Raw genomic sequence first — 17,038 nt, 5'->3', positions numbered from 1 at the left:
GGGTCTTTTGGGGGCAATAGTTTTCGGAGTGGTGGGGCTTGTAGCCCTTGCGGCTGCGACTATAGGGGGAGGGGCGGTGGGCTCTAAGATGCACGGTTAGAACATTAGTGTGCAAACTAAACACCCTTTCTCCTGAAATTGCCAGCTACACAGCAGAGAGCATTCTCTCCCGACGATCAGGACGATCTTTGATCATCTATCGGGTGATTGTGCTCTCTGTGGTTGCCACGTTGGTGTCGCTGCCACTCATCACCATAGCGATCTCTGTCCAAAGTGCCGGTATCATTCGCCCCACCGTCGAGAAGACGCCCCTGATCGCGCCCGTCTCCGGACGCGTCTCCCGTATCCTTGCCGTTGAGAACGATCTGGTTGCCCAGGGGCAGGAGATTCTCGCCCTCGATGAGGAGGTGGTTGAGGAAAAGCTCAGGGCGCATAAAGGCGATATTCGCGCTAAGAGTGATCTTGCCCGTGACCTCGAAACCCTGATCTCCTCCGGCACGCAGGCCAAGAACCCGGTCCACCTCCTGACCGAGTCCGCCAAGGCGGAGTGGGCGCATTTTCTCAACCTGCTGCGGGAGAACCAATATGCCCGCAGTAATGCCGCGGCGGACCTCGACCGCGCTAAGCGGCTGCTCTCCGCTGCTGCAACGCCCGCAAACGCCGTTGACGAGAAGGCTTTCGCCCTCCAGAACATTGAGTTTCAGGGGGAGATCCTTGCCCGGCGCAAATCCGCCGAATGGAACCAGCAGCTCTTCGACCTTAACCTGCGCCTCAAGGAACTCACCGCCACCTTGCATCAGCTCGAGAACGAACGGGATCTCACCCACATTCGGGCCGGGGTGTCAGGCGCACTCGAGCAATTCACCGGCCTGACCCCCGGCAGCTACATCCAGGCCGGGCAAACCGTTGCTTGGGTTTCGCCGGACGGCGAACTGGTGGCGGAAATTTACGTCTCCCCCAAAGACATCGGCTTAGTGCGGGAGGGACAGTCCGTGCGGCTCCAAGTGGATTCATTCAACTACAATCAATGGGGTCTCATCGATGCGACAGTGCTCGAGGTGGCGCATGACTTCACCCTCCACGACATGAGCCCGGTCTTCAAGGTCCGCTGCGCGCTCTCTCGCACCCATGTCGCACTCAAGAACGGGGTTATCGGTCATCTGAAGAAGGGCATGACCGTGCGGGCCCGCTTCCTCGTGGCCGAACGCACCCTTCTGCAACTCCTCTACAATGAAGTCGACGATTGGCTCAATCCCCTCCTGGCGGGCCACTAAATCCTTCCTTTTCCAAACAGCCAGCGAGCCGCCATGTCGAGCAAGGTCATCAAGTTCAAGCAGCACGACATCACCGATTGTGGAGCCGCCAGCCTTGCTTCTGTCGCAGCCTTCTATGGCCACAAGCTGCCATTGTCGCGCATCCGACAGTATGCCTCGACCGACCGCTCCGGCACGACCGTACTGGGCCTCACGGAAGCGGCCCGGAAGCTGGGCTTTGTTGCCAAGGGGGTGAAGGGTGGCTTCGACAGCCTATACAAGATTCCCAAGCCTGCTATTGCGCACGTAATCGTCAAGGGGGTCCTGCACCACTTCGTCGTAATCCAGGCGATCGACGCTAGGTGGGTCATCGTCATGGACCCAGCCTATGGCGAAATCCGCAAGTTGTCGCACGAGGAGTTCAAGACGCAATGGACTGGCTTCCTTGTGCTCCTGGTTCCGGCAGCCACCTTCAAGCGCCGCGACGAGACCACCTCGCCCCTCGCCCGCTTCGCGCGTCTGCTTGCGCCACAAAGGGCGGTGATGGCCCAGGCTCTCGCCGGGGCGCTCGTGACGACGGTCCTCGGGCTCTCGACGGCAATCTACGTCCAGAAGATCGTCGATCATGTGATCATAGCGGGCAACCGCAACCTGCTCAACCTGATGAGCCTCCTCATGCTGCTGATCCTGGTGGCGCAGATCCTGATCAATCTCCTCGGGAACCGGCTCGTCCTGCAAACGGGGCAGAAGATCGACGTCCAGTTGATCCTCGGCTACTACAATCACGTCCTAAGCCTGCCCCAGAAGTTCTTCGACAGCATGCGTTTGGGCGAAATCATCGCCCGCATGAACGACGCCGTGAAGATCAGGAGCTTCCTGAACGACGTCTCGATCAACATATTCGTCGACCTGCTAATGATACTGTTCTCGTTCGGGCTGATGTGCATCTACTCGTGGAAGATCGCCTTGGTCGTGGCGGTCTCCATCCCGCTGTACCTCTTGGTCTATTGGACCATCAACCGACTGAATAGGAAGCGCCAGCGCGCCATTATGGAGAATGCCGCCGACCTGGAGGCGGAGCTGGTGGAATCCCTCGGAGCTGTCTCGACGATCAAGACCTCCGGCATGGAGAGTTTCGCCAACTTCAAGATAGAGATCCGCTTCATCAAGATGCTGCACTCCGTCTACGGTTCCGGTCTCATCTCGATCTTCGGAGATAATGCCTCGACTTTCCTCTCGACCCTATTCACCATCGTGCTGATGTGGTTCGGAACAACGCTTGCCCTCGATCAAACCGTCACGCCCGGCGAGTTACTGTCCTGTTATACGTTACTCGGCTATGTCATCCGGCCGGTCGCCAATCTGATCCAGAACAATCGGATCGTTCAGGATGGCTTCATCGCAGCGGATCGCCTGTTTGAGATCTTCGACCTGGAGCAGGAGACAAGCGGCGGCGGCATCGATGCCACAAAGTCCGATCTTGGTGATATCCGCCTGGAGAACGTCACGTTCCGCCATGGCTCGCAGCCGGAGCTTTTCCACGATCTCAGCGTCACCTTCCGCCGGGGCGAGATGACGGCCGTGGTGGGGGAAAGCGGCTCGGGCAAGAGCACCCTTGCGGCGCTGCTGCAGAATGTCTACCCTCTTGAGGGCGGACGCATCCGGATCGGTCCCTTTGCCCTCCAGGATCTCTCAACAGTGTCCGTGCGCAAGGCTGTCGCTGCTGTGCCGCAATCAGTCGATGTGTTCTCGGGCTCGGTGATCGGGAACATCGCCCTTGGCGAGTTCGAGCCGGACATCGAGAAGATCCTGCACATCTGCGATCAAATAGGGCTTCGAGAGCTCATCGAGCGCTGGCCCGGCGGTCTCCAGACCTATTTGGGCGAGAATGGTGTGCGCCTCTCGGGCGGCGAGAAGCAGCAGCTTGCGTTGGCTCGGGCTCTGTACCGGGATCCGGAGATCCTGATCCTCGACGAAGCGACCTCCTCTCTCGACTCGATAGCCGAGGGGTTTGTCCTGCGAATCATTGAAGATCTTCGTCGGGCCGGTAAGACCATAATCGTCATCGCTCATCGACTCAGCACCATTCGTAGGGCCGACAAGATCGTGGTCTTCGACAAGGGACAGCTTATTGAGGAGGGGAGGCATGCTGATCTGCTGGCAGCTGAAGGCGCTTACGCACGCTTGTGGCGGGCGCAAACCGGATCCAGTTAACCACTACGGTGCCGTAGCGCATCGATAACCGCCAGCTCCAGTCATCGAGACCGAACTCGGGGCGTGGCCTGCAGCGTCACATTTGAGCTGACGCGGATCGCATCGTCGCGACATTGCGCTGATCGGCAACGAAGGCTTCGGCAGCAAGGTCGCGGATCAGCGGAACACAGTGAAAGCCGTCAAAGCGCCCGGCATAGGGATGAAGCTGGCGCGCTCTTCCTCGAACACCTCCCACACCGCGCTCACCTTGCTCGGGATTCCGGTCCTCTTCCACCTCGTCTCGAAGCTCACGAGCGCACCAGAGTCATCATCACCACCAACCTGGCATTCGACGAATGGCCAACCGCTTTGTTACCGAGTTCACCGACGCGCCGGGCGTGATACGCATTGTCTGGCTGTTCTCGCTTGTGCTTGGCCACTCGCGTTATCTTCGCCCGCAACGTCATGTGCCAGGACCTGCAGACGCTGCTGCGCTGTCGTATGCAGGCTTTCGACGCCGTGCCGATCGAGATCCTCTACGACAGGATGAAGACGGCGGTTACCGGCGAAGATAACGAAGGCCACATCATCTACAATTCGTTCGCTGGTGGCGCTGGCCAAGCACTTTGGCTTCCAGCCCAGAGCCTGCCGCCCGTATCGTGCCAAAACCAAGGGCAAAGTCGAGCGACCATTCCGCTATATCCGCGAGGACTTCTTCCTGGCCCGCAGCTTCCGCAATCTCGACGACCTGAACGAGCAATTGCAGGATTGGCTCGACACCGTCTCCAATGCTCGCCTGCACGGCACCACGCAATGCATCGTCAGAGAAGCCTTCGCTGCGGAGCAGCCGGAACTTCAATCTCTTCCGGCAGTTCCCTTTCCTTAGCAAGAAGATCCAGGAAGCCGACCAAACAAGCCTATGTCGTCAAATCGCCAAACCGACACGAATTGTCGGACACCGTCGAAGGCTGCTGAGCTCATCCGCTTCGACGAGAGCAGCGTCACCTTCCGCTATAAGGATTATCGCCGCCCTAGCGCCGACCGGCGGCAAGTCATGACGCCCGCCACAGACGAGTTGGTCCGTCGGTTTCTACTCCATGTCCTGCCACCCGGCTTCGGAAGTCGTCGGTCTTCCGGGGTGGTCATCGGGCGGCAGAGTGACATTCAGCAATTACGGGCGAGCGGGAGGCCGTGCCATGCTGCGGCGGATGCATGATCGTCATCGAGTTGTTCGCCTGCCGGGGGGCAGCCGCGAGCGCCGCCGCACGGCTCTCCAGCAGCACGCATGACCGCGCATGGTCCGACCTCATCACCCCACGCCGTTCCTGCGCTTACGGCGAAATCCCGCTGGCGCCACCGCCGTCGGCAACCGCATCGAGCCCGATCCGAAGCTGCTCATCCTGCCGCGTGCAGTCCTGTCATCTCCCCGAATGTCAGCGTGCTGTCGTGTTGCCTCACGTAATTTTGTAACCGGCTGCCTCACCAACAAGAGAAGCTCGACATCGATGTCTGTTTACGAGCTGTCGGATGGCACCCGGGTGTCTTTTGACAAGTGGTACCGCAGCAAATGGATCGACATGCGGTTTGAAATGTTGACAAAGCTTTCGGACGATTTCGGTCTCCTGTGGGGCGCCAGTTCCGGACAGTGCGCCAAAGAGGTCCGTATCAACCCGCAAACTGGTTGCGAGGCGTTGATGAGCCACAAAAACGCCTCGCAAAATCCGCCTCGGGAACTGTGCGGTTCCGTGCAACAGCTCTTTGGTGTGACCCAATTCCACGGCAAATCAAACCGCTTCAGCTACATCCGCCAGCCTCTCCCAGTCCACCGCTATGCATAAGATGGGTCGCCCTGAGGATCATCTGCGCGCCGCTGACATGCTCCGAATTGCGCAGTGGTTCAATTCATCAGAAATCCTCTCCACCGCACAGAGTTGCGTCATTGGGGCATTAAGCCATAACAACAGTGCCGGCTTATATAAGGGGAATCTACACATATTGAAGAAGCTGACCACCGCAGCGCCGAGCTAAAGGCAGACCACACCCTTAAGCCAGAACCGCCGCCTCAGCCAGAGTATGGGCGGCCTCGACCTGGGATCGTGCCGCTCGCGCAACCTGGAAATCATCAGTTCCGGCAATATTTGTGGCCTTGGGGATGCGCTCTGTGAGTGCACCGCCGGCCAGAAAAGCGCGGTGTTGGGCCACATTGCAAACAATGTGATAACGCCCTGGCTGAGTGAAGAATTTTGCGGTTGCGCCTAGCCCTGGCGGTCGCGCTCCCCTGTCAAAATGAGACCCCGAGGAGGTTGCCCGCAGGGCAATGAAGGGGCGTGGACTTGCATTGACGAACTCTTTCTGGCGCGGGCGGCCAAGGTCAATTCCGAACCAAAAGTCGGAAAGTCGACAATGCGTTCAGTCAGACAACGCGCAAAATCAGAGATTTTGAGGTTGGTACGGCGCTTGCTTGGTCAGGGCACCACCATCGATCGCTTGTGAGAGCGAGATGGATCATTTCAACATCGAGCAAAGGCGGGAATTAGCTATGCTGCGAACTGACTTGGAGAAATTCGTTTGCGATTTAGGAAAAAAAGGCACTCCACTTGAAAAGCTCAAACCACTCGCTGGAGGGCTTGCATCGATTGTAGCGATTGGAAAGAGCCTCGACTACAACATCACGCTTGACGAGGTTAAACGTTACATCCGATCGAACAGCCGACAGAAGTCAAGTCGTAACAAGATCGGGGCGATTACGAGGCGCGAGCGTGGTTCGGGCGTTTCGGCCTTGACCAGCCTTGTACAGACCGCTGCGTTGGCTAATTATCCTACGGATTTACCTGTGAAAGTCCGGGAAAAGCCTAGCGCCGTCGCAGTCGTTATTATTATTGTTGTTGTTGTTGCGGTCGCGATCTGAGGTAGCTTTAGCTCTGACTGCATTGGCTGGACGAGCCGAAACATGAAAACAAATCGTGTCGGAGATGAGACCATGCCACCAAGCCTACAACGGGCCGCTTCAGGGGCTCACCTGCGCCCTCGCGGCGAGCACTGGCGACAAGCTTTTGACCGGCGCACGCCGGAGGAACGGCGCACCTTGTCACACGTCAAGCGCTTCATGGAGCGGCTGGCCGGTGACAGGCGGTTCCGCAGCGCGCTTTCGGAGAACGTCGACAACCCTCGAACGGTGTCAGAACGCTACGGCATCGATGTTGACCCGATGGAGATGCTGCCGCTCTGGCGCGGTGACTGCCTGAAGTACCGCTTCAAGCCGGAGTCTGCCCCGTGGCCGCTCGCCATGATGTGGGACGAGTATATGCGCGAGATGTTGCGCCATCGCGAACGGCTGCGCGACCAAGGCGAGATGTCGATGGTCAACCCGCGTTTTCATGCCTGGCGCCAGCGCCAAATTCAGCGCTGTAACGACCAATTGGGCGAATTGGCGCCGTCGATCACGCACCCCATCATCGCTTTCGAGTTGAGCGAAGGCTGCACCGTCGGTTGCTGGTTCTGTGGCCTCTCGGCGGACCACTTCAGGGGTTATTATGAATATAGCCAGGAGCATGCCGAGCTTTGGCGCGGCGTGGTCGGTGTCGCCAGCGACATGTTTGGGCAGGCAGCCCGCACTGGCTTCTGCTACTGGGCCACAGATCCGAGCGATAACCCGGACTATGACTGTTTTCTGTTCGACTACCATCAAATCACGGGCGCATTGCCACAAACGACGACGGCCGCCCCGCTCAAGGATCAGGCACTCACCAGGCGAGTGCTCGAACTTTTCAAATGCTACGGCGGCGTGACGAATCGTTTTTCCGTGCTAAGTACGAAACATCTCAATCAGATTCACGCGGCGTTTTCGCCGGAGGACCTGATGGGGGTCGAACTCATCCTGCAGGGCAAGGGGGCGCCTACCGCAAAGGCTTTCACCGGGCGCGCACGCGCGCGCAGAGAGAAACTTGAGGCAGCCAACAAAGATGATGCGGTCGCCTTGCCGGGGAGCTATCCCACGACGATCGCCTGTGTTTCCGGCTTCCTCGTAAATATGCGGCAGGGACGTTTACAACTGGTGACGCCGGTACCGGGTAGCGAACGCTGGCCTCTCGGGTACCGAATCGCGGATCAACGTTTCTTCGGGACGCCCAACGAGTTCCGGGAAGGGCTCCAGAGCATCATCGACGAGCATATGCTCGAAAGCCCACCTCCCAACCTACCGATCCGCTTCCGCGGAGACCTGCAATACGAGGCCGGGAACCGGCACTTCCACCTCCGCTCACGCAACATTGAGCACCGTGTGCTCGACGACGTCGTTCCGGTTTCCGTTGGCCATGTAATCGCATGCGGCGACTGTACAGCCTCGGAGCTGATTATGCGGGTCACGACAGACGGAGCGAGCGCCCTTGCCGTGGCCGACCTGCTCGATCAGTTATATGCGGCCGGGGTGATCGAAGAGGATCTCGACGACGTTTCGCGCTGCTCCTCAATTTCCGAATGTGACAGCACCGTCCGGCACCATGAAGCCGACATCAGCTAGGGCGCTGTTGACCAGCGCAGCTTCGCCTTCGGCCAGATGCTGCTTCATGGGGTCAAGTTTCACGCGCCGGGCGTAGGGGTCGATCTCGCGGCGCTTCGACGCCACCGCCCTGTCAAAGGGATGGGCTATGGCCTCAAGGTCGGCACCGGTTGGCGAAGCGGCGGAACTGCTCATCGGGCTCGAGCGTGCCGGCGTAATGCTGCAAACCGATCGGCCTTGTCGGCGTCGGCCAAGGCGGCGGCGCAAATGTGCGTGCTCGCCGACAGATCGTGCTGCTTTTTGCGGATCTGACTGGGGCTGTGCCCACAGTGGAGCAAAAGCGCGGTCAGATAGAGTTCGATCGCAGTCGCCGACAATCTGAACGGCGCTCGACTGAGGGTTTGCCTGGCCGGGCGAGCCGAAGCAGCAGGGTTGCCGCCTTGCGGTGCTCTTCCGCAAGCTCGTGGATCTGCAGCGGAGGCCAGCTCTCCTGGGTGTTTTCGTTCTTCAATCTTCGTTCCTCTAAATGCCACGCAGAAGTTTTGGTAAAGAGCAAACGATCGTATTCTTCGGCATTCTCCATGTCTTGGCATCGCTATCGCATTTCCGAGCAACCTGCGGCAGTGGGATCTGCGTCGAGGCGACTGCAGTGGTTCTCGAGGATGAGAAGGGCGCATGCCGCGCCTGGCATATCGTTGCCTCGCCGATCGGCGCCGGAAGAGATCAGGGGGGCGTCTCCCTGCGGGCCGGGCTGCGGGCTTCGCTGAAGCTGGATGCGGTCGTCTTCCCCTTCGGGCACGCATCCCTGACGCACCGCTGCCGCAGCCCCGGCACTTGGCTTGGCTTGAGTACGGATAAAGCGACTTGGCTTATTACCCAGGCAGTTTCTTCATCTCCGCCGCGAACCCGACGTGCGCGTTTCCCGCACCCGCCTCTCCATGCGTGACTTCGACCACAGGCGAGAGTGCCTGGTAGCATTCCAGGGCTCGTTCAATCCATTCCATGCGCGGGCACCGTGCGCATACCGCAGGCGTTTTGTGGCGGCGAACTTGGCGAGTTTTTCTTCTATGCAATCTGCATCACTGACCAGGTTGAGCTCGTCAATGACTAGGCGAGGTTTCGAGCTTCCCTCGCCCGGGGCGTCAACTTGCCGTGCGAAGTGGAGAGCATGCCGAACGAAGCGGAGAGAACTGGCCGCCGCTTGACCATTGAGAGCGCCTTGAGATGCTTCGGCCAATGGCCGATGGCATCACGCCCGCATTTCCTCTTGAAGCGTCATCGCTCCGACAACACATTGTGCAACGATCGGCGGGGTCGATGCGGCCCCGTCTCACGTGAACTGGCGGTTCAGCAGGTCGGGAGGAAAAAATGAAGGCCGAGGCTTTCAGCAGCCCCATTTTCGTCAAGCGCTCCACCTACATCGTGCAAGAGATTGCAAGTCTTGCCGAGGCCATCGATCTTCTCGATGAATGGCCGCAAGATCGCAGAGATCCTGCCCACCAAACTGCCCTTCGGACGTGCCATGAGGCCTACGATGGGCACAAGCCTGTAGGTGCGGCGCGCAACGCGCTTTACGACTTTGCAAAGCAGGTTGGCATATTGGAAGATGCGACCTCTGCGATGCAGTGGATTGCAGCTTGCAAAGCAGGCACCGCAAAAGTCTAAATCCTATTCGCCGATGCGACTAGGGTGACGCGCGGCAGTAACATTCGGTTTAGCTGCGGCCTGTCGCCCCAGACTGGCTGTCAAGGGGGGAGATGGCCGGCTTGAGCAGGTTCGAAAGGCCAGTCATTGTGCAGGTTGGCCGCAATGGCTCCGGGCGTATCGTGCTCGACGTACGCCGCTATTTTGCTGCGGGATATTGGTCGTCGGACCGAGAAGAGTAGGATAGCAATGGACGTATGTCTGCAAGTGCTGCAAGGGAAGGCTCGGTCGCCAGTTGCTCGACGCGCTTTCGTCGCGGCCGCACTCGAAGCAAAGATACTACGCAGCGACTAAACCGAACTCTGGCACAGGGTCATCTCTTCGGCCTCTCGCTGCCTGATAGAGCCGTCGGATATGACCCATCAGACCGCGGCACAGGACGAAGTTCGACGCAAGCGCATCATAGTTGGGTCGCACGAGATCGCAGATCCTCGGTGCCATGCCATTAAGCATGCCGGGTGCCTTCACAGGGCACTTTCGGGAAGAAGAACAACAAGACTGTGCACAAACCGGGTCCTGCCATCGCTACTCGACCGGCTCACCCATCATTGCGAGATCGTCGAAACAGGAAACGATTCCTGGCGCTTCAAGAACCGCTCTCAAAGCTGAAGTCCGAAAGCCAACCAGCCGCACCCGATCAGGCTGCGCAACCCCGACCAGCTTCGCCTGATCGGGCGCTCACCGGCGTGCCCTTCAACACCCCACAACCGGGGTCCCCTTTTGCGCGAAAAACCAGGGTCCCGATTCAGGGTGATTGACACTCAAGGCCGACGCGCTTGTAGGGGCCGCCAATCCCGTGAAGCAGGGCGCCGATCGCCTCCAGCTCGGTCTCCACCTTGCTCTCTCGAATGAGTTTCCCACCCGTGTCCATTACGCAGACGCTGGTGGTGCGAACGGAAACATCAAGACCGACGAACAGTCCCATGGCAGACCTCCCGACCGGTTGAACCGTGGAGCCTGCCCGGAAGACCGACCTCCCGCTACTCCCATGCAGGGAGGCCGCAGGAGTGCCAATCATCCGATCTTTTTTTGCGGAGCTACTCGAACTGGATACGCGTTCCTGCCCACATTAGCTGCGGATAGGCTGCATTAAAATGCAAAATTTGGGCGTCTAAATCGATCCGATCGCAATATAACGCGCGCCCGGACGTTCCGGGGATCTAAATTGCCGCCGTGGTCAAACCATAGAGCGTCAGTTATCAGAAAATCTCTGCTTGACGTAACGTAAGGTCCCGTGTTTTCGCGGTGCAGGGAGCGACTTCCCAGTCTCGGTCCAGGGCGACGAAAATGAGGGGCGGCGATGGTGGCTGGCGAACCTAATGACGTGCGCGTCAAGCGTTGCGGTGGGGGATGGGCTGTTCATATTATTGAGGACGGCAAACTGACAGTTCTTCGGTTCATGACACAGTCTCCCGCCGAGACTTTCGCCGATGACCAACGAACCAGGCTCGGCCTTGCTAGCAAGCCACCAATTGACGAACGCTGATGTCTTCACCGGATTTGGGGGAAGACGTTGGATGGCTGGCGCGCCTATGGCGCCGGCGGAAAAAACACATCGCCGAAAGGCCATTTACAATGCTACTTGCGGCTGATGACACGGCGGCTGAGATGATGAAAAGCTAGGCAGTCAAGGACCTGGCCTGCCGCGCTCGAAAAAGCAGCATGAATTTGCAAGCCGCGACCGCAACTGACTTCAGCCAGGGGTCAGCCGCGTGGCTGTTGGCTCAACCGTGGAGATGCGGACATTGCGCGATCTCACGAAAGCCCGCTGTTGCGAAAGGCGCGGCGGGCCTCTCCTCGAAGCTGGAGTGTAATTGATCCGCGAGACTTAGGTCCTCTCTTAAGCGCTGGGCGAGTTGCAACGGGGAGAGGCTCGCACATATCTAGAGCGCAAGTCACGCCCCCGAGACCAGCGCAGGAATGGCCAAAGCCTCATTCGCCTCGTCAAGGATGGAGAAACTGTAACGGCCGTCGGCATCGAGATCGACAGAATAGCTCAGGCGGTCGAGTATATGGTTGTCCTGGTCGAACGTAACGATTCGCGGCTTCAGCGAGGTGATATGCGCTTCGTCAAGGTAGATGGAGTTGCAGACAATGATCTGGTCGTCGGGCTGGCAGGTGCGGGCGGCCGCACCGTTGAGGATACAGCATCGTGAGCCGCGTTCGCCGAGAATGACATAGGTCGAAATCCGCGCGCCGGAGTTCTTATTCCATATCTCGACAAACTCCATCGGCAGGATCCCGGCTGCTTCGCAATGGTCAGGGTCCAGCGTTATCGAACCGTGGTAGTTGAGGTTTGCTTCGGTGACGTGGATGCCGTGCAGCTTGCCGGCGACTAGTTTTCGCATTGGTCTGGTGTCCCTGTTCATCATCAAAGTCAATCTTGGCATCCGGTTCGCGCCGCTAAATTCCGACGACGAGTGCACCGCCGCTGAGACCCGCACCCGCCGCTGCCAAGAGAATTTTCTCGCCCTGCCGGAATGGCTGCATCTGATGGGCCAGTGACAGGGAGAGCGGTATGGTCGCGGCGGAAGAGTTGCCGTAGTCGGCGATCGTCTTGACGATGGCTTGGTCCGCTATGCCGAGGTTCCTCCCGACCGCATCGAAGATGCGGGCATTGGCCTGATGCGGCACGAACCGGCCAACATCTTGCGGGTGCATCTTTGCTGCGGCCAATGCTTCCTGCGAGCAGGCAGTCATCATGTCCACAGCCCTGGCGAACACTTCGCGTCCGTCGGTCATCGTCATGCGGGTTTGCCCGAGATCCAGGCCACTTTGGAACGGGATGTTGCTTCCTCCCGCCGGAATCTGAATCAGCCCGTAGCGCGAGCCGTCCGAATCCACCGAGGCACCGAGTATGCCCCGATCCGGGTCCTCGCACGGACCAATCACCACGGCGCCGGCGGCATCGGCGAAAAGGACCGAGCTTGCGCGCTCGGCTGGATTGATGCGGCGGCTGAGGATGTTGGCGGCAATGACCAGGGCTGGTTTGCCATGCAGGCGGGTGAACCCGTCGGCAAACATAAGCGCATAGATGAAGCCGGCGCAAGCACCGGCGAGGTCGACCGCGCCCGCGCGGCCAAGGCCGAGCTTGTGCGCGACCAGGGGCGCGCTTGGCGGCAGAAGGTGGTCGGGCGTCGATGTCGCAAGCAACAGCAGACCGATGTCGCTGCGGTCAATGCCGGCGCTTGCCAGCGCCATGTCGCCGGCATGCGCGGCAAGGCCCGACAGCGTGTCTTCTTCCCTGGCCCAGAAGCGTGACCGTATCCCGGTGCGCCGCTCGATCCACCCGAGTTCGAGCCCGAGACGGTTTTCGATTTCCGGGTTCTCGACCTTGCGCGACGGCGCATGATGGCCAAACCCGAGAATGCGCGACGACCTGCTCATGGCCGGGAGCCGAAGCGGTCGCCGGCCTCCTCGATGGCGTCATAGAGCCCGTCCAACTCGTCGCCGGTGATGCAATAGGGTGGGAGAAGATAGAGGACGTTGCCGAGCGGGCGCACAAGCAGCCCGCGCTCGAGGAAGAATGCGCGCAGCTTTGGCCCGATCTCGGCCAGATAGCCGGCAGAGCCGGCGCGCAGATCGAGGGCCGCGATCGTGCCGGTCGCCCGGCTGTCGGCGTAGTAGGGATTGTGGCGAAAGCGTTGAAGTCCGGCGGCCTGCCTCGCGCTTAAGGTCGCAATGCGCTCGGCCACCGGCTCGTCGCGCCAGATCTCGACATTCGCGAGTGCAGCCGCGCAGGCAATCGGATTGGCGGTGTAGGAACTCGAATGAAAGAAGGTCTTCTTCCGGTCCGTCGAATAGTGGGCCTGGAAGATCGCATCGGTGGCAAGCGTTGCGGCCAGCGGGATCACGCCGCCGGTCAAGCCCTTCGACGTGCACAGGATGTCCGGAGAAATGGACGCCTGCTCGCAAGCGAACATGGTTCCGGTACGTCCCCAGCCGGTCATCACTTCATCGGCGATCAGCAGCGTGCCGGAGGTTTCCGCGATCTTCTTCAACTCGGCCAGAACCCAGGCCGGATACATCAGCATGCCGCCCGCGCCAAGCACCAGCGGCTCGACGATCAGCGCGGCGGCTTGCTGGTCGCGGGAGACTGCCTCGAACCGATCCAGCGTCTCCTGCTCGCGCCCGGCAGCCGGGAAGGGGATGGTGTCGACCTCGAACAGCAGCGGCTCGTAGGCGGCATTGAACACGCCGCGGGCACCAACGCTCATCGTGCCGATCGTGTCGCCATGATAACTGTGCTCCATGACGACGATGCGCGAGCGCGGCGCGCCGATGTTGCCGAAATACCCAAGCGCCATCTTCAGTGCCACTTCGACCGAGGTCGAGCCGCTGTCGGAATAGAACACCCAGTCGAGACCGGCGGGAGCGAGGCCGACAAGCGCCTTGGCGAGGCGTTCGGCCGGCTCGTGCGTGAAGCCAGCGAAGATGATCTGGTCGAGGCTGGCCGTGGTCGTCTCGATGGCCTTGATGATGCGCGGATGGCGGTGGCCGTGGGTGACCACCCACCAGGAGGAAATCGCGTCCAGGATGCGCGCGCCGTCGGCCTTGTGGAGATAGGCACCTTCCGTCAGGACGATTTCAGGGATCGCAGTCTCAAGCGCGTGCTGCGTGAAGGGATGCCAGACTGGTGACGCCGACATTATTCCCCTCCCGCAATCGAGGCGAAGCCGAAGCCGGCGATCATTGCGTCTCTCAGGGTTTTGCCCGTCAGCGGATCAAGGTGCGGCAGCCTGCCGAGCTGCGGCACGCCGCCGAATTCCACGATGGTCCGTTGCGTATCGGCCATCTCATCGCCGATGAAGGCGATGCCAGCGAGCGGGATCGAGCGAGCCTGCAAGGCTTCGATCGACAGCAGGGTGTGGTTGATTGTGCCGAGCGCGGTGCGGGCGCACAGAATGACCGGCAGCCGCCAATTAGCGAAAATGTCGATGAACCTTGTTTGCCGGTTGAGCGGCACCATCAGCCCACCCGCGCCCTCGATGACGAGCGGACCCGGCACGACCGGAAGCGAAAGATCAGCCGCCTCGATCGAGACGCCATCGATCTCGGCCGAACGATGCGGCGAAAGCGGGCTCTTCAACCGGTAGGCTTCCGGCAGCACGCGTGCCAAGGGCAGGCCGGCAAGCCGCGCAACAATCTCGCTGTCGGTCTCGCCGTCGAGACCCGATTGCACCGGCTTCCAGTAGAAGCCATCAAGCAGGCCGGCGAGTCCAGCCGAGAACACCGTCTTGCCAATCCCGGTATCTGTTCCGGTGATGACGATGCGCATGCTCATGCCGAGCCCAACGCCTCGGTGAGCGCCTCGACCATGGCCAAAATGTCGGCTTCGTCGACGTTGAGCGTCAGCGAAATACGCAGGCGCGATGTGCCCTCGGGCACGGTCGGCGGACGGATCCCCCGGATGTCGAAGCCGCGGGCCTGCAGTGCCGCCGCCACCACCATGGTGCGCCTGACATCGCCGATGACAAATGGCTGGATCTGCGAGCCGCTGGGCATCACGCCGCAGCGCTCTGTCCATTGGCGGCCGGCGAAGGCAACGCGCTCATGCAGCCGGACACGGCGCTCGGGCTCATCGGACAGCATGGCGAGCGCTTCGCGCGCCGCGACCGCCATCAGCGGCGATGGCGCGGTGGCGTAGATGAATGGCCGGCAACGGTTGACGAGATAATCGCACAGCGTTCCCGGTCCGGTGACGAGTGCACCGGACGTGCCGAGCGCTTTGCTGCATGTGTGGAGCGCGACGATGTTGTCGCGGCCTTCGAACGTGGCGGCCAGGCCGCGCCCGTCCGGTCCCCAGACGCCGGTGGCGTGCGCCTCGTCGACGACGATGAATGCCTCGTGCCGATCGGCAAGCGCGAGCAGGCTCTCCATCGGCGCCCGGTCGCCATCCATGCTGTAAAGGCTTTCGACCGCTATCCAGACGCATCCCATGCCGCCTTCGGCGCGCCAGCGCCTGATCGCGCCCTCGACAGCGTCGACGTCGTTGTGCGGAGCCAGCTGGAACTGGGCGCGTCCGGCTTGCGCGCCTTCGTGCATGCTGGCATGGGCAAGTTCGTCGAGGATCAGCAGATCACCCTTCTGCGGCAGCGCGGTCAGGAGAGCGAAGTTGGCGATATAGCCACTGCCGAAGAACAACGCGCGGTCAGCTCCGAAAAACGCCGCCGCGTCCGCCTCCAGTGCCTCGTGTTCCGGCGCATTGCCGCGCAACAGCCGCGATCCGGTGGCGCCAACCGGCACGCCCCGCGCAATCGCCGCCGCAACCGCATCGCCAAGTCTCCTGGAGGCGGCAAGCCCGAGATAGTCGTTCGACGAGAAGTCGAGCCCGGCGCGGGGCACAATCGTCCGCAGCCGGTCCTTGCGCGCCAGCCCCTGCAAGGTCGCGTTGAAGCGGGCGAGGGGTTTCTCGTTCATTGCGCCTCGCGTTCGATCGGCTCAATGCCGAGGCGCCGGAACAGCAGAATGTCGTTGTCTTCGCCCGGATTGTCCGCCGTCAGCAGCGTGTCGCCGACGAAGACCGAGTTGGCGCCGGCAAAGAAGCACAGCGCCTGCATCTCGTCGGTCATCGCGGTGCGACCGGCGGAAAGACGGACGTGCGATTTCGGCATCAGGATGCGCGCCAGCGCGATCACGCGCACGAATTCTATCGGCTCGATCGGCTTGGCGTCGGCAAGCGGGGTGCCGGCGATCGGGATCAGCATGTTGATCGGAACGCTTTCGGGAGGCTCCGGCAGATTGGCCAGCGTCACCAGCATGTCGATCCGGTCCACCGGCTCTTCGCCCATGCCGACAATGCCGCCGCAGCAGACCTTGATGCCGGATTGGCGGACATGCTCGAGCGTATCGAGCCGGTCGGCAAAGCTGCGCGTGCTGATGACCTCGCTGTAGTAGCGTTCCGACGTATCGATGTTGTGGTTGTAATAGTCGAGACCCGCCTGTTTCAGCCGACTGGCCTGCTCAAGATCAAGCATGCCGAGGGTCATGCAGGTCTCCATGCCGAGCGCCTTGACGCCTTCGACCATCGCCACCACCGCATCCATGTCGCGCGCCTTGGGGTTCCGCCAGGCCGCGCCCATGCAATAGCGGGTGGCGCCGGCATCACGCGCCTTGGTCGCTTCGGCGACGACGCGCCGGACCTCCATCAGCTTCGACGCCTTCAGGCCGGTTTCGTGATGCGCCGACTGGCTGCAATAGCCGCAATCCTCCGGGCAGCCGCCTGTTTTGATGCTGAGAAGCCGGCTGAGCTGGACCCGGTTTCGATCGAAGTTCTGGCGATGGATCGTCTGAGCCAGAAAGAGCAGGTCGTTGAACGGCATATCGTGGATAGCCTCGGCCTGTTTGCGGTTCCATCGGGGCAGCGCTCCGTCGATAGAGTCCATGCCCT

Annotated in this window: 16 protein-coding genes and 3 pseudogenes; 10 read left to right on the top strand and 9 right to left on the bottom strand. The window is 60.7% G+C overall.

Annotated features, from left to right (window positions below; genetic code table 11):
* Nucleotides 1-188: 188 nt before the first annotated feature.
* From AC04SI_RS29475 to AC04SI_RS29445, 7 genes and pseudogenes are all read left to right on the top strand, one after another.
* Nucleotides 189-1,274 carry an HlyD family secretion protein gene (locus AC04SI_RS29475; protein ID WP_488475404.1) on the top strand — a complete coding sequence of 362 codons (1,086 nt, stop codon included), beginning with the start codon at nt 189-191 and terminating at the stop codon, nt 1,272-1,274.
* Between the two features lie 33 nt (nt 1,275-1,307).
* Nucleotides 1,308-3,467 carry a peptidase domain-containing ABC transporter gene (locus AC04SI_RS29470; protein ID WP_488475403.1) on the top strand — a complete coding sequence of 720 codons (2,160 nt, stop codon included), beginning with the start codon at nt 1,308-1,310 and terminating at the stop codon, nt 3,465-3,467.
* Nucleotides 3,468-3,814: 347 nt separating this feature from the next.
* Nucleotides 3,815-4,326: pseudogene (istA, locus tag AC04SI_RS29465) on the top strand (IS21 family transposase); the annotation flags it as partial.
* A gap of 90 nt (nt 4,327-4,416) precedes the next feature.
* A pseudogene (locus tag AC04SI_RS29460) lies at nt 4,417-4,725 on the top strand (transposase); the annotation flags it as partial.
* Between the two features lie 16 nt (nt 4,726-4,741).
* Entirely contained in the window at nt 4,742-5,284 is a 543-nt protein-coding gene (locus AC04SI_RS29455) for a hypothetical protein (RefSeq protein WP_488475402.1), read from the top strand.
* Nucleotides 5,285-5,946: 662 nt separating this feature from the next.
* On the top strand, nt 5,947-6,354 hold the full coding sequence (locus AC04SI_RS29450) for a hypothetical protein (RefSeq protein WP_488475401.1): 408 nt from the start codon (nt 5,947-5,949) through the stop codon (nt 6,352-6,354).
* A gap of 72 nt (nt 6,355-6,426) precedes the next feature.
* The gene (locus AC04SI_RS29445; protein WP_488475407.1) at nt 6,427-7,965 is read left to right on the top strand and encodes a radical SAM family RiPP maturation amino acid epimerase; all 1,539 of its coding nucleotides are present in this window, start codon (nt 6,427-6,429) and stop codon (nt 7,963-7,965) included.
* Here the strand turns inward: AC04SI_RS29445 and AC04SI_RS29440 are convergent.
* Together AC04SI_RS29440 and AC04SI_RS29435 are read right to left on the bottom strand one after the other, a co-directional pair.
* Nucleotides 7,912-8,139, bottom strand: a complete 228-nt coding sequence (locus tag AC04SI_RS29440; protein WP_488475400.1) for a hypothetical protein — start codon at nt 8,137-8,139, stop codon at nt 7,912-7,914. The two genes, AC04SI_RS29445 and AC04SI_RS29440, sit on opposite strands and share 54 nt — an antisense overlap.
* Before the next feature lie 151 nt (nt 8,140-8,290).
* Nucleotides 8,291-8,527 carry a hypothetical protein gene (locus AC04SI_RS29435; protein ID WP_488475399.1) on the bottom strand — a complete coding sequence of 79 codons (237 nt, stop codon included), beginning with the start codon at nt 8,525-8,527 and terminating at the stop codon, nt 8,291-8,293.
* A 785-nt stretch (nt 8,528-9,312) separates the two neighbouring features.
* Here AC04SI_RS29435 and AC04SI_RS29430 point away from each other — a divergent pair.
* From AC04SI_RS29430 to AC04SI_RS29420, 3 genes and pseudogenes are all read left to right on the top strand, one after another.
* Nucleotides 9,313-9,609, top strand: coding sequence for a DUF982 domain-containing protein (locus AC04SI_RS29430; protein WP_488475398.1), 297 nt, complete (start codon nt 9,313-9,315; stop codon nt 9,607-9,609).
* Between the two features lie 144 nt (nt 9,610-9,753).
* A complete protein-coding gene (locus tag AC04SI_RS29425; protein ID WP_488475397.1) occupies nt 9,754-9,942 on the top strand; it encodes a DUF982 domain-containing protein in 189 nt (62 codons plus the stop codon).
* A gap of 228 nt (nt 9,943-10,170) precedes the next feature.
* A pseudogene (locus AC04SI_RS29420) lies at nt 10,171-10,257 on the top strand (ATP-binding protein); the annotation flags it as partial.
* A 136-nt stretch (nt 10,258-10,393) separates the two neighbouring features.
* Here AC04SI_RS29420 and AC04SI_RS29415 read toward each other — a convergent pair.
* The 7 genes from AC04SI_RS29415 to bioB form a co-directional block, all read right to left on the bottom strand.
* On the bottom strand, nt 10,394-10,573 hold the full coding sequence (locus AC04SI_RS29415; protein WP_488475396.1) for a hypothetical protein: 180 nt from the start codon (nt 10,571-10,573) through the stop codon (nt 10,394-10,396).
* Nucleotides 10,574-11,543: 970 nt separating this feature from the next.
* A complete protein-coding gene (gene panD / locus AC04SI_RS29410; RefSeq protein ID WP_488475395.1) occupies nt 11,544-11,996 on the bottom strand; it encodes an aspartate 1-decarboxylase in 453 nt (150 codons plus the stop codon).
* Between the two features lie 55 nt (nt 11,997-12,051).
* Nucleotides 12,052-13,035: a beta-ketoacyl-ACP synthase III gene (locus AC04SI_RS29405; RefSeq protein ID WP_488475394.1), complete on the bottom strand. Its 984-nt coding sequence runs from the start codon at nt 13,033-13,035 to the stop codon at nt 12,052-12,054.
* Entirely contained in the window at nt 13,032-14,297 is a 1,266-nt protein-coding gene (locus AC04SI_RS29400) for an adenosylmethionine--8-amino-7-oxononanoate transaminase (RefSeq protein ID WP_488475393.1), read from the bottom strand. Before AC04SI_RS29400 ends, AC04SI_RS29405 begins: the two co-directional genes overlap by 4 nt.
* Entirely contained in the window at nt 14,297-14,932 is a 636-nt protein-coding gene (gene bioD / locus AC04SI_RS29395) for a dethiobiotin synthase (protein ID WP_488475392.1), read from the bottom strand. The genes AC04SI_RS29400 and bioD overlap by 1 nt, the downstream gene beginning before the upstream one ends.
* Complete coding sequence (locus AC04SI_RS29390; protein ID WP_488475391.1) at nt 14,929-16,068, bottom strand: 8-amino-7-oxononanoate synthase; 1,140 nt, start codon at nt 16,066-16,068, stop codon at nt 14,929-14,931. The genes bioD and AC04SI_RS29390 overlap by 4 nt, the downstream gene beginning before the upstream one ends.
* Complete coding sequence (gene bioB, locus AC04SI_RS29385; protein ID WP_488475406.1) at nt 16,065-17,033, bottom strand: biotin synthase BioB; 969 nt, start codon at nt 17,031-17,033, stop codon at nt 16,065-16,067. Before bioB ends, AC04SI_RS29390 begins: the two co-directional genes overlap by 4 nt.
* Between the last annotated feature and the right edge of the window lie 5 nt (nt 17,034-17,038).

The organism is Mesorhizobium sp. CNPSo 4689 (genome assembly GCF_057784325.1).
The sequence above is the reverse complement of the archived record's forward strand: the minus strand, read 5'-3'. Positions and strand labels throughout refer to the sequence as shown.